Origin of the sequence: Exiguobacterium sp. TDN 0502, from assembly GCF_050846835.1 — a bacterium.
Lineage (GTDB): Bacteria > Bacillota > Bacilli > Exiguobacteriales > Exiguobacteriaceae > Exiguobacterium_A.
Genome location: NZ_JBOZGJ010000001.1, coordinates 215,949 through 228,638, shown reverse-complemented (window position 1 = coordinate 228,638; position 12,690 = coordinate 215,949). Strand labels below are relative to the sequence as shown.

The following is a 12,690-nucleotide window of genomic DNA, read 5'->3' as shown; positions in this document are numbered from 1 at the left end:
CCCGAGCCCGATGGTACGGACCGGAACGTGAATTGGAGGGCTTTTATATGACAAAGTATCATTTTGTTGGAATCAAAGGAACAGGGATGAGTGCGCTCGCCCAGGTACTGCATGAAATGAATCATGAGGTACAAGGTTCAGACATCGAAAAGCACATTTTTACTGAAGACGCTTTACGGGCTAAGGGAATTCCGTTTTTCCCGTTCAATGCGGATAACATCAAAGAAGATTACGTCATCATCCAAGGGAATGCTTTTGGGGATGATCATCCAGAAATCGCACGGGCAAATGAACTTGGTTTAACGATCCATCATTATTACGATTTCCTAGGGCACTTAGCAAATGAATATCGTTCGGTCGCCATTACAGGCTCACACGGAAAAACATCGACGACAGGTTTGCTTTCACATGTCTTGAGTGGCATTACACCGACTGCTTTCCTAATTGGAGATGGCACCGGAGCAGGGGTAGAGGATGCGAAAGCATTCGTCTTCGAAGCATGTGAATACAAACGTCACTTCTTATATTACAAACCGGATTATGCCATCATGACGAATATCGACTTCGATCACTCGGATTATTTCACGGGAATCGACGATGTCGTCTCGGCTTTCCAGGAGATGGCGATGCAGGTCAAGCAAGCCATCATTGCTTGTGGAGATGATGAACATCTTCAAAACATTCAAGCGAATGTTCCTGTTCTTTATTACGGCTTTGGAGAAAACAATGATTTCCGGGCAGAGAATGCGACGTCAACGCCAGATGGCACATCGTTTGATGTATATCTACGTGATGATTTCTATGGTACGTTCCTCATTCCAGGATTCGGTCGCCATCATGTCTTGAATGCATTATCGGTCATTGCGATTTGTCAGTATGAAGGATTGAGCAAAGAGGATGTTGCGGAACGCCTAGCAACATTCGGTGGCGTGAAACGCCGTTTCAGTGAGTCGGAATTCGGCACACAGATTCTAGTGGACGACTACGCACACCATCCGAAGGAAATCAGCGCAACGATCGAGTCGGCACGGAAGAAATATCCGGACCGGGAAGTCATCGCGATTTTCCAACCGCATACGTACACACGCTTAAAATCATTCATGGATGATTTTGCCACTTCGTTACGTGAAGCAGATTCGACATATCTGTGCGAAATCTTTGGATCGGCACGTGAACAGGAAGGACAAGTACGAGTCGAAGACTTGCAGGAAAAAATCCCGCAGGCTTCAATTCTGACACGCGACAACGTTTCTGTTCTGCGTCAGCATGAAAATGCCGTGCTTCTGTTCATGGGAGCGGGCGATATCCAAACGTATCAGCATCAGTACCAAAGTGCGAAATAAGTGAGAACCGAAAGTGTCACTCGACCGGAGTGGCACTTTTTTTGTCGTATTTTTGAATTATGATAGTAATTTCAAAAAACGGATGAGGAAAATCTAAAATAGGATTGCATCTTGAAATGAAGTTTGAAATAGTGTGTATGTGTTGAAGTTATTACAGAGAGGAAAGACACCATGGGACAGATTTTACTCATCTTATTGCTCCAGTTGATTTACGTTCCTGTTTTGACATTACGGACGATCATGCTTGTCAAAGGGCGGACCGTCATTGCCGGATTATTCGGAACGGTTGAAACATTGATTTACATTTTTGCACTCGGAATCGTTTTTAGAGATTTAACGACACTCGGTATGGTCGTTTATGCGCTCGGATTCGGACTTGGAATACTTGTCGGTGGATATGTCGAACGAAAACTCGCCATCGGTTACAATATGATTCAAGTGCATACGCAGGAATTTCCGGCAGAACTGATTCAAGTCATTCGGGATAATGGTTTTGGCGTGACACATTATCAAGGTCAAGGACGAGACGGTATCCGTTACCGATTAGATGTTCTTGCGGCTCGAACCCGTATGAAAGTGCTCCGTAACCTTGTTGAGGAGTATGAACCGAAAGCATTCCTCGTTGCCTTTGATTCCGTTGATTTTAAGGGCGGGTATATGCTGAAAGGCTTAAAACGTCCGCGATAATCCACTCTTCCTGAAAATGATGTTTATCCTTTGTTATTTAAGGATAAAGATGAAATAGAACGTCATTTGAAATCAGGAAAGGGGAATATCAGATGATCAGTAATCACGCAAAAACAGCTTTGAATCAACAGGTGGCAAACTATGGGGTCTTATTCGTTAAACTCCACAATTATCACTGGTATATTAAAGGACCAGACTTCTTGACGCTTCATCAGAAGCTCGAAGAACTCTATACATGGGTGTCAGAGCAATATGATGCCGTAGCGGAACGTCTCTTGATGAATAACGGAACGCCTTCAGCGACGCTAAAAGAATATCTAGAGCAAACGACGCTTGAAGAAGCGAAATCAGGATTGTCGGCTGATGAGATGATTGATTCCGTCATCAAAGACTTCCAGCAAGTCCGAAAAGAGATGCTCGATGCAATTGAACATCTTGAGGCGCAGGACGTGACGGTGGAAGATGATCTGCTCGGTCAAGCGAAGGAAATCGAAAAACAAATTTGGATGCTTCGTGCGACATTGAAAAAATAAGATAAAGAAAACGGATGACCCGGTCCTTTTATTGGACCAGCCATCCGCTTTTTCTTATTTCAAGTTTTCGGGATTGAGGACTTCGAGTTCTGGAAGGACGAAACGACCTTCTTTACGGATCAATACGTCATCGAACCAGATTTCTCCACCACCGTAATCAGGACGTTGGATGTTGACGAGATCCCAGTGGACCGATGAATCATTACCGTTGTAAGCTTCTTCGTAAGCTTGACCCGGTGTGAAGTGGAAACTGCCATCGATTTTCTCATCAAACAGAATATCCTTCATCGGATGCTGAATGAAGGGATTGACGCCGATCGCGAATTCGCCGACGAAGCGAGAACCAGCATCGGTATCGAAGACTTGGTTGATCCGATCCGTATCGTTCGCCGTCGCTTCGACGATTTTACCGTCTTTGAACGTCAGTTTGACGTTTTCAAACGTGAACCCTTGATACGGAGACGGTGTGTTGTACGAGATGACACCGTTGACGGAATCCTTGACCGGTGCTGTAAAGACTTCGCCGTCTGGAATATTGGCGTTTCCAGCGCATTTGATGGCCGGGATGTCTTTGATCGAAAACGTTAGGTCCGTTCCTGGTCCGACGAGGCGAACACGGTCCGTCCGGTTCATCAAGTCGACGAGTGGTTCCATCGCTCGTCCCATTTTTTCGTAATCAAGCGTACAGACATCGAAGTAGAAGTCTTCGAATGCTTCCGTTGATTGGTTGGCAAGTTGTGCCATCGATGCGGTTGGGAAACGAAGGACGACCCATTTCGTTCCTTTGACACGATCCTGTGTATGCATCTTCCCGATTGTTTGACCGTACAGTTTCATTTGTTCAGCCGGTACGTCCGACAGTTCATTGATGTTATCACCAGCCCGTAGTCCGATGTATGCGTCCATCGCTTGCATTTGCTTGCGTTCGACGTCTGCCATCAATTGGAGTTGCTCTTCTGAAGCATTTCGGTATAATTTTCGTAGGATACGATTATCCTTCAGTAAGACGAACGGATGACCACCAGCCGCGTAGGCAGCTTCAACGAGTGCCTCGACCAGTTCGCGTTCGATGCCGAAGTTTTCAATCAATACTTTTTCACCAGGTTCAAGGGCAACCGAATAGTTAATGAGATTCGTTGCCAGTTGAGTAAGACGTGGGTCACGCATGAAATTTCCCCCTTGAAATGGATTATGTAGGTTTCATTTATCATTGTAACGGAAATAAACCATTTGGAGTAGCAGGAACGACTTGCTACATGTCGAACTAACAACAAAAGACTATGCAAAAAAATTGGAGGCAAGAACCATGGAAATCACATTAGGCGGAATCGCCGGATTAGTCGCTGCGATCGCATTCGTAGTGCTCGTTATTTTCCTTGCCCGTGTATTAGGTGCTGCGAGTAAGACACTCAACAATGTAGCCAACACGACAGCAGGACTTGAACGTCAATTAGACGGTATCATGATGGAGACGACAGCGTTGTTACATAAAACGAATCGTCTGGTCGATACGATTGAAGAAAAGACAGAATTGCTTGCACCTGTCGCCAACTCGATTGAAGAACTCGGTACATCCTTAAACAAAGTGACAGACTCTGTCCGGACGGTCTCCGATACGGTTGCTGGTGCGGCGGATACGAATAAAGAACAGATTGCGCAAGCAGTCCGTTGGGGTTCGGTTGCTGTAGAGTTATTCAAGAAAAATAAACCGGCAGAAACAACAGTTCAAAATCATTCGACGGCAACGACGACGGTCGAGAAAAAGCCACGTCGCCGCTTCCGCAAAAAAGCGGAGACACCGGTCACACCGGAAGTCGTGTCGGTACCGGATGTCGAAAGCATTCCAGATGAGTTGAAGGGAGATCGTAAATCATGACGAAACAACACCCATATCAAGCACAAGATTCTTCTAAAGGAGGTGGCTTCCTTGCGGGAGTCATCGTTGGTGGATTGATTGGTGCTGCGGCAGCTCTCCTTTCTAGTCCGAAATCAGGTCGTGAAGTACGCAATCTGATTGATGAGCGTACCGCACCTGCGCGTCAACGTTTGACGGAACAGACGCAAGTCGTTCGTGAAAAAGCAGAACCACTCGTAGGTGAATGGATTCAGCTTGCAAAAGACAAGGCAGCGCCTGTCATTGAAAAGGCGAAGAACAATTCGACGGTACAGGAAGCGGCACAATATGCCGGTTTTGAAAAGGATCAGGCAAGCATCGATGCTGCTCTCGCAGAAGCAGAACAGCTCGTCCGTGACATCGAACGTGAAATCGGCGACGAGGTTGACGGGGCATCCGTTGCAGAAGAAATCGATACGGAGACGGTCGCTGATCTTTCGGAGCTACGGGAACAACTGGCAGAAGAACAAGAGGAAGACAATGATCCACAGTCTGATGTCAATCATAAAAAATAAAGATGGAATGAAGAGTTCTCGTCGCGAGAGCTCTTTTTTCGTATTTCTTCATGAAAGAATACGGGAAAAGTTATATGAAAAAACATAAATAATTTTCATATTTTAAGAAATCATGCAGCTTCTTTATGTACAACACGGAAAGAGTTCGTTATAATTAGTTGCTATTACGAGCTATATGCTGATTAGGGAGTGGTAGGACATGGATCAACACGCAGAATTAAAAAGATTACGTGATGAACTCGATTTAGTGAATGCAGAATTATTGGAATTGATGAACCGACGTGGTCAAATCGCCGTCGAAATCGGAAAAGTCAAACGGGCACAAGGGCTTGACCGTTATGATCCTGTTCGGGAACGTCAAATGCTTGAATCAATTGCCGCTAATAACCATGGACCTTTTGAAACAGGACGCCTTCAGCATGTATTTAAAGAAATTTTCAAAGCTTCTCTTGAACTGCAAGGAGAAGACCGGACTCGGAAACTGCTCGTATCACGGAAACAGAAGCCGACGAATACGATCATCCGAATCGGGGACGCCGTCATTGGAGACGGTTCACAACAATTAATCGCTGGACCGTGTGCGGTCGAGAGCGAAGAGCAAGTATTCGAAGTCGCGGAACAACTCGCAAAACATGGCGTGAAGTTCATGCGAGGCGGAGCGTACAAACCGCGTACATCACCTTACGACTTCCAAGGTCTTGGACTCGATGGTCTAAAAATGTTGAAAAAAGCAGCGGATGCGCACGGGTTGCATGTCATCACTGAAATCATGACACCGAGTGCGGTTGAATCTGCTTTACCATATGTCGACATCATCCAGGTCGGTGCACGCAACATGCAAAACTTTGATTTACTCAAAGCGGTCGGCCGTACGAATAAACCGGTCCTCTTAAAACGAGGTCTTGCCGCAACACTCGAAGAGTTCATGTATGCTGCCGAGTACATCATGGCGAGTGGAAACGAACAAGTCATCTTGTGTGAACGTGGCATTCGGACATACGAACGTGCAACGCGAAACACACTCGATATCTCGGCTGTTCCGATTCTGAAGCAAGAAACGCATCTCCCGGTCATGGTTGATGTGACGCATTCGACAGGACGGAAAGATCTTCTCTTACCGACAGCTAAAGCAGCATACGCGATTGGTGCTGACGCTGTCATGGTGGAAGTTCATCCATTCCCGGCACTCGCACTATCTGATGCCAACCAACAACTTGATTTCCAAGAATTCGATACGTTCATCGAAAACTTGACGACTACCTTTCCGGCACTAAACGTTCAATGATTTTCGAAAAAGGGTGACCTAAAGCGAATGAAAACGTTTTACAATGAAGGAAGAATGGGAAAAGAAAACTATCTTTTCCTGTCTTCCTTTCGTGTTGCCTAAAAATGAAAACGAAATGAAAACACTTGAGATGGATCATACTAAAGGAGGAATTTGTTTTGAATAGTAATATTACGATTTATGACGTCGCGCGGGAGGCAGCTGTTTCCATGGCGACGGTATCGCGTGTCGTCAACGGAAATCCGAATGTCAAACCGTCTACACGAAAGAAGGTCCAGGATGCAATCGAACAGCTCGGCTATCGCCCGAACGCTGTTGCACGTGGACTTGCGAGTAAGAAAACGACGACGGTCGGTGTCATCGTACCTGATATCTCGAACATTTTCTTTGCGGATTTAGCCCGAGGAATTGAAGATGTCGCGACGATGTATAAATACAATATCATTCTCTGTAACTCCGACCAAAATCGGGAAAAAGAAATTCATCTTTTGAATACATTGCTTGGGAAACAGGTCGACGGGATCATCTTCATGGGCGGACGTCTGCATGAAGATCTCGTTCGTGAATTCAAAACATCACCTGTACCGATTGTCTTAGCTGCGACACTCAATCAAGATTACGATTTACCGGCTGTCAACATCGATTATGAAAGTGCTGCGCATGACGCCGTCAAATCATTAATCGACCGCGGGCATGAGCGGATCGGATTCATCACGGGACCACTCGAACAACAAATCAATGGAGAAAAGAAATTTGCTGGTTATCGTCGGGCTCTTGATGAGGCGAATCTTCCATTTGATGAGCAAAATGTCGTCCTCGGAAACTATACGTATGATTCGGGAATGAAAGCAATGAACCAATTGTTAGAACTCGGTGAGAATTGTCCACGTGCGATTTTTGCTGGGACGGATGAGATGGCACTCGGTGTCATTCATGCTTTGCAAGACGCTGGACATCGCGTACCGGATGACTTTGAAGTCATTGGACACGATAATACGCGCCTCGCGACGATGATTCGTCCGAAATTGACGACGGTGGTGCAACCGATGTATGATATTGGAGCAGTCTCGATGCGTTTATTGACGAAAATCTTGAACAAAGAAGAAATCGAAACGAACGATGTAACGCTGCCACACCGAATCGAACAACGGGATTCGACACGCCCTTAATCGAAAAAACGTCTCTTCTCTCAAGCGATCTGCTTGAAAAAAGAGACGTTTTTTTAGTTGGTTACCGTGATCATTTGATCTTGGTGATGGTGCAGTTGATCATTTTCAACATGGAGACGAACAGTCGTCTGACCTGGCTCCGTTACTGTAATCTTTCCACTATACGCATCGCCTTTTTTAGCCAATGGTACATACGTGTGTTTCTCGATTCCTGTTTCAATCACTTCGACTTGGACGTTTGCCTTGATCGGCTTTCCGTCAAGGAACACATGAAAGGACACTGGCATTTCAGCTCCCGCCTTCACTTTTGTGGCTCCCATATAATGAACAGACAGACCATCGACGGCTGCGTGCTCATGCTCGTGCGAAGCATCTTCTTCTTCATGTGAATGATCCATCACGACGAAGGAGATTTTATCCATATGGTGGAGACCTTTTTTATCATTGATATGGTAAAGACCTTCATATTCACCTTCAGCAAGTTTAGCTTCTGCTTGGTAGGAACCCGTTTTTTTCAGTGTTGCCTTGAATTTTTGGTGATCACCGTCTTGTTTACCGGCTTCCCAGACTTCAAAGGTTACGTCTTCGAGATTAACGGGTTTCTTCTGTTCGACAGCTGACGCCTTAAAAACAACGGCATCATCTTCCATTGTTTTTGCCGGAACGTCCACCTTGACGTCCACCGTCGGTTTTCCGGATCCTTGCATGTTATCGTGATCCATTGCCTGCTTTTCATTGCCACACCCTGCAAGTACGATCCCCGTCGATAGAATGAGACCGGAATAAAGCCATGCCTTTTTCATGATGATTCCCCCAATTATTCATGTACTAAGTAAAAATTCCATATTTAGTATAGCAAGAAGATGTGAACTCCGAACGAAATAATTGTGAATAGAAAAAGTCAATTATTCGGCGGAATAGGGGGAAATGGATGACAGTTGTTTCTTGCGTTCATCGCTGACGAACGGCCAAACCAATCGTTTGACGGTCTCCCAGTTTTTCTCTTCGATTTCCGGGCGCCGAGGGATGGCTGGGTAGAGCGGTAACGGATCATGCCAATGCGTCGGTAGTGTGGTTTCCTGTCCGCACCAACGTCGCTGCCAGGACTCAGGGATGTCGCCGCGAAAAGGTGATTGATCCGTCAGAGCGGCAAAGACCTGGCTCCAGGCGCGGGGAACGACACGATACCAGTCATATCCGCCACCGCCAAGCGCGACGATTTTTCCATTCGTGTATTTATTTGCGGCAGCAACGGCGATTTGAGGAATGCGTTCATAACTCTTCATCGTCAAGGATAAGTGGGTCAAGGGATCAAGGGCATGGGCATCGGCACCGTTTTGGGTGATGATGAGGTCCGGGCGGAATAATTCACATGCTTCATGCAAGGCTGTCTCATAAGCGAGTAAAAAGGAATCATCTTCCGTAAACGCATCGAGAGGAACATTCCAACTGAATCCATACCCTTCTTCCGCACCGCGTTCTGTCACCATCCCTGTTCCGGGAAACAAGTATCGACCGGTTTCATGTAAAGAGAGTGTCATGACATCCTTTCGATTATAAAAAGCCCACTGGACTCCATCCCCGTGATGGGCGTCCGTATCGACATAAAGAATTTTACAGTGATATTTTTCAATCATGGCTGCCATCGCAACAGCAGTATCGTTGTATACACAAAATCCAGAAGCTCTTCCACGGAATCCATGGTGAAGTCCACCACCAATATGGAAGGTGCGTCTGTATTGTCCAGATAAGACGAGATCACACGCTTCGATCGTTCCACCGACAAGGAGGGAGGCGCCGGTATGCATTCCCTGAAACAGCGGTGTATCTTCCGTTCCGAGACCGTACATCTGCGCTTTAAGCGGTGAAAGCTCCCCGGTTTCGGCTGCTTTGACGGCAGCAATATAATCGAGGTCATGCACAAGCGCGAGCTCTTCATCCGTCGCATGACGTGGAGCAATGCAGGGAACATCCGTTAACTGATCCATGGCTTCTAATAAGGAGACGGTTAACTCGAGACGTAACGGATTAAAGGGATGTGTCTCGGAAAAACGATATGCCGCTTCTTCCGGGCTGTAGAGGTAAGCGAAGTCCTTCATCTGCTCACATCCGGTCCCAGTACATCGAAGCCCTCTTTGCGTAACTTGTCGATGATCCGAATCGGATTCATCGTCTGGACACGAAACGCAACGATCCGGACGTACGGATCATCGGTCGGATAAACGAGTACATTTAAAATATTGATGTTCGTTTTCGCGAGTAACGTAGCGATTTTGGCAAGGGTGCCAGCTGTATTTTCAACACGAATTTCGATTTGCGAACTCGGTTCCAGTGCACCGGTCAATTGGACGAACGTGCGCAGCAAGTCCGTCTCCGTCACGACTCCTACAAGTCGTTTTCCGCGGACGATCGGCAGACATGTCAAACGATATTCATAAAACAGTACGGCGGCATCTTCCAAGAAATCCAGTGGATGAGCCGTGATGGGACTTTCGATCATAATGCTGGATACGGGATACTGTAGATCCTGTTTTGATGTATCCGGATGAAAAATGCTACTCGCACTTTGAATTTCCTTTAATCCGACAAGACCTACCAGTTCGTGCCGCGCATTGACGACAAGAATATGACGGATACGATGTCGTTGCATGAGTTCAACCGCATGAGCGATCGAGTTCGTCGGTTGCATCGTGACGCACGTCGTATTCATGATTTGTTCGATTAACATGACGATTCCTCCTCGATCTCAGTCGTACATAAAACGTCTTCTCAGGCGCAGTGCATCAAAATGCGCGACGACTTCAGGGGAGACGTGTTTTCCGATACGCGCCATCAGACAGTTAGCGGGATGGGAGGCGATTTCTGGATCATCTGTCGGAAAGAAGACAAGACCACCGTGATTCATCATCTTCTCCATGATTTTTCGGTAGTCCCAAACCGATAAGCCACTTCCTTTTAAGTCCCAATGCCAATAATATTCAGTCGTCAAAATGAGATAGTGTTCCATGGCAGGATCAAGCATCGAGACCTCGAGTAGTTTTTTACCGATTTGTTGTCCACGGAATCTAGCTGAAACCTCGATTGCGCCGAGTTCTAAAATATATGGATTGTTGCCCTCACTCCACGTTTCGTAAGGATCGGGATATAAGTAGGTTACATAACCGATGATTTCCGTTCCTTGACGGGCGATGATGATGCGACCTTCTTCAAGAGCTGCAATCTCCACGAGTGCCTGGTGCTGTTCGGCAGGTGGACGAAAAGCCGTTAATCCGGGATCAAGCGTATACGTTGCGAGTGTCTCACTCGGTACCGGACCTTCGATGTCGACAGGACCGAGCGATGTTTCGTGCGTTCGATGATTGAATTGTTTTTCAAACATGTAAGCGTCACCACCTTCCTTCTCATTATAGACGAAAGCGCTCTTGCAAAGAGAGGGATTTTTTAACAAATTGACGGCAAATGGATTGAACTGACGCTTAACTAGCTTATAATGAAGAGGAAAACATAGAAGGGGAGGAACGAGACATGAAAGTTCTGAAAGCGCTTCCGGGGAAGCATTGGTTAGCGGAGTATGATGAGACGAACACGTACGATTGGAAAGATGCTGAGCAATACTTTACATGGGCGACAACGGGGAAAGTCAACATGGCTCATGAAGCAATCGATCGTCATGCTGAAGGTGAGCGGGCGAACAAGGATGCGCTGATTTATTTCGATGGAACGACGGAACAGCGGTTCACATATGCAGATATGAAGCGATCGACGAATAAAGCGGCAAACGTTTTGGTTGATGCAGGGGTCAAAGCAGGAGACCGGATTTTCATCTTCATGCCGCGCTCACCGGAATTGTATTTTGCCTTACTCGGAGCCCTTAAAGTAGGGGCAATCGTCGGTCCATTGTTCGAGGCATTCATGGAACAAGCCGTTCGCGATCGATTGCTCGATTCTGAAGCGAAGTTGCTCGTGACGACGAAAGCATTACTCCCACGTGTTCCGGTTGGGGAACTGGAATCACTTGAAAAGGTCGTACTTGTCGACGAGGGCGTGGAAGAATCAGAAACGTCACTCGATTTCCGTAAAGCGTTCGAGCAAGCATCTGACGTATTTGAACCGGTCTGGTTGGATCGCGAAGATGGTTTGATTCTGCATTATACTTCAGGATCAACCGGAAAACCAAAGGGTGTCCTCCATGTCCAAAATGCGATGATTCAGCATTTGATGACGGGACGCTGGGTGCTTGATTTACAAGAAGAGGATGTATATTGGTGCACAGCTGACCCGGGATGGGTGACAGGAACAAGTTACGGTATCTTCGCGCCGTTCTTGAACGGAGCGACGAATGTCGTCGTCGGAGGACGCTTCAACCCAGACTTCTGGTACAGCGTCATCGAAAAATATAAGGTGACGGTCTGGTACAGTGCACCGACAGCTTTCCGGATGCTGATGGGAGCTGGTGCGGATGTCGCGAACCACCACGATCTCTCGAGTCTTCGCCATGTGTTATCGGTCGGGGAACCGTTGAATCCAGAAGTCATCCGTTGGGGAAAAGAAGCGTTCGATCAACGCATTCATGATACATGGTGGATGACGGAGACGGGTGCGATGATGATCTGTAACTATAAAGCGATGGACATCAAGCCTGGATCGATGGGAAAACCGATTCCAGGTACTCAAGCGGCAATCATTGATGATCAAGGAAATGAACTACCGCCGTTTCGGATGGGGAACCTTGCCTTAAAAACGCCATGGCCATCGATGATGCGGCAAATCTGGAATAATCCGCAAAAGTATGAATCGTATTTCTTTAAAGGATGGTATGTATCGGGTGACTCTGCCTATATGGACGATGAAGGGTACTTCTGGTTCCAAGGTCGTGTCGATGACGTCATCATGACAGCGGGAGAACGGGTCGGTCCGTTTGAGGTCGAAAGCCGTCTCGTTGAGCATCCGGCTGTTGCGGAAGCCGGAGTCATCGGGAAACCGGATCCGGTCCGTGGCGAAATCATCAAGGCGTTCATCGCTTTACGAGATGGATATGAGCCGACCGATGAACTCAAACAAGAGATTCAAGCTTTTGTCAAAGAGGGGCTCGCGGCACACGCGGCACCACGAGAAATCGATTTCCGGGATAAGTTACCGAAAACACGGAGTGGTAAAATCATGCGCCGTGTCCTGAAAGCATGGGAGTTGAATCTTGAAACCGGCGATCTATCGACGATGGAAGATTAAACGTAAAAAAGGATGAATCACCGCAACAGGTGATT

13 protein-coding genes are annotated in these 12,690 nt (G+C 46.8%); 8 read left to right on the top strand and 5 right to left on the bottom strand.

Going from position 1 to position 12,690, the window contains the following annotated elements; genetic code table 11:
- Nucleotides 1-47 precede the first annotated feature (47 nt).
- The 3 genes from murC to ACRPK8_RS01075 all read left to right on the top strand — a co-directional run bounded on the left by murC (nucleotide 48) and on the right by ACRPK8_RS01075 (nucleotide 2,563).
- On the top strand, nucleotides 48-1,343 hold the full coding sequence (gene murC, locus ACRPK8_RS01085; protein WP_432236537.1) for a UDP-N-acetylmuramate--L-alanine ligase: 1,296 nt from the start codon (nucleotides 48-50) through the stop codon (nucleotides 1,341-1,343).
- Between the two features lie 171 nt (nucleotides 1,344-1,514).
- Complete coding sequence (locus ACRPK8_RS01080; RefSeq protein ID WP_432236536.1) at nucleotides 1,515-2,030, top strand: DUF2179 domain-containing protein; 516 nt, start codon at nucleotides 1,515-1,517, stop codon at nucleotides 2,028-2,030.
- Between the two features lie 92 nt (nucleotides 2,031-2,122).
- Nucleotides 2,123-2,563 carry a Dps family protein gene (locus ACRPK8_RS01075; protein ID WP_432236535.1) on the top strand — a complete coding sequence of 147 codons (441 nt, stop codon included), beginning with the start codon at nucleotides 2,123-2,125 and terminating at the stop codon, nucleotides 2,561-2,563.
- A gap of 54 nt (nucleotides 2,564-2,617) precedes the next feature.
- Here ACRPK8_RS01075 and ACRPK8_RS01070 read toward each other — a convergent pair whose 3' ends face one another.
- Nucleotides 2,618-3,730, bottom strand: a complete 1,113-nt coding sequence (locus tag ACRPK8_RS01070; RefSeq protein ID WP_432236534.1) for an aminopeptidase — start codon at nucleotides 3,728-3,730, stop codon at nucleotides 2,618-2,620.
- A 139-nt stretch (nucleotides 3,731-3,869) separates the two neighbouring features.
- On the opposite strand from ACRPK8_RS01070, the gene ACRPK8_RS01065 reads away from it, so the two are divergent.
- The 4 genes from ACRPK8_RS01065 to ccpA all read left to right on the top strand — a co-directional run bounded on the left by ACRPK8_RS01065 (nucleotide 3,870) and on the right by ccpA (nucleotide 7,426).
- Nucleotides 3,870-4,439, top strand: coding sequence for a DUF948 domain-containing protein (locus ACRPK8_RS01065; protein WP_432236533.1), 570 nt, complete (start codon nucleotides 3,870-3,872; stop codon nucleotides 4,437-4,439).
- A complete protein-coding gene (locus ACRPK8_RS01060; protein ID WP_432236532.1) occupies nucleotides 4,436-4,972 on the top strand; it encodes a YtxH domain-containing protein in 537 nt (178 codons plus the stop codon). Before ACRPK8_RS01065 ends, ACRPK8_RS01060 begins: the two co-directional genes overlap by 4 nt.
- A gap of 199 nt (nucleotides 4,973-5,171) precedes the next feature.
- Nucleotides 5,172-6,257 (top strand): bifunctional 3-deoxy-7-phosphoheptulonate synthase/chorismate mutase, encoded by a 1,086-nt coding sequence (locus ACRPK8_RS01055; protein WP_432236531.1) that lies wholly within the window; start codon nucleotides 5,172-5,174, stop codon nucleotides 6,255-6,257.
- A 158-nt stretch (nucleotides 6,258-6,415) separates the two neighbouring features.
- On the top strand, nucleotides 6,416-7,426 hold the full coding sequence (gene ccpA / locus ACRPK8_RS01050; protein ID WP_432236530.1) for a catabolite control protein A: 1,011 nt from the start codon (nucleotides 6,416-6,418) through the stop codon (nucleotides 7,424-7,426).
- A gap of 53 nt (nucleotides 7,427-7,479) precedes the next feature.
- Here ccpA and ACRPK8_RS01045 read toward each other — a convergent pair whose 3' ends face one another.
- The 4 genes from ACRPK8_RS01045 to ACRPK8_RS01030 all read right to left on the bottom strand — a co-directional run bounded on the left by ACRPK8_RS01045 (nucleotide 7,480) and on the right by ACRPK8_RS01030 (nucleotide 10,805).
- On the bottom strand, nucleotides 7,480-8,229 hold the full coding sequence (locus tag ACRPK8_RS01045; protein ID WP_432236529.1) for a FixH family protein: 750 nt from the start codon (nucleotides 8,227-8,229) through the stop codon (nucleotides 7,480-7,482).
- A 102-nt stretch (nucleotides 8,230-8,331) separates the two neighbouring features.
- Complete coding sequence (locus tag ACRPK8_RS01040; protein ID WP_432236528.1) at nucleotides 8,332-9,525, bottom strand: acetoin utilization protein AcuC; 1,194 nt, start codon at nucleotides 9,523-9,525, stop codon at nucleotides 8,332-8,334.
- Nucleotides 9,522-10,154, bottom strand: a complete 633-nt coding sequence (locus tag ACRPK8_RS01035; protein WP_432236527.1) for an acetoin utilization AcuB family protein — start codon at nucleotides 10,152-10,154, stop codon at nucleotides 9,522-9,524. Before ACRPK8_RS01035 ends, ACRPK8_RS01040 begins: the two co-directional genes overlap by 4 nt.
- An 18-nt stretch (nucleotides 10,155-10,172) precedes the next feature.
- Complete coding sequence (locus ACRPK8_RS01030; RefSeq protein WP_432236526.1) at nucleotides 10,173-10,805, bottom strand: N-acetyltransferase family protein; 633 nt, start codon at nucleotides 10,803-10,805, stop codon at nucleotides 10,173-10,175.
- 146 nt (nucleotides 10,806-10,951) lie between these two features.
- On the opposite strand from ACRPK8_RS01030, the gene acsA reads away from it, so the two are divergent.
- A complete protein-coding gene (acsA, locus tag ACRPK8_RS01025) occupies nucleotides 10,952-12,655 on the top strand; it encodes an acetate--CoA ligase (protein ID WP_432236525.1) in 1,704 nt (567 codons plus the stop codon).
- Nucleotides 12,656-12,690 lie beyond the last annotated feature (35 nt).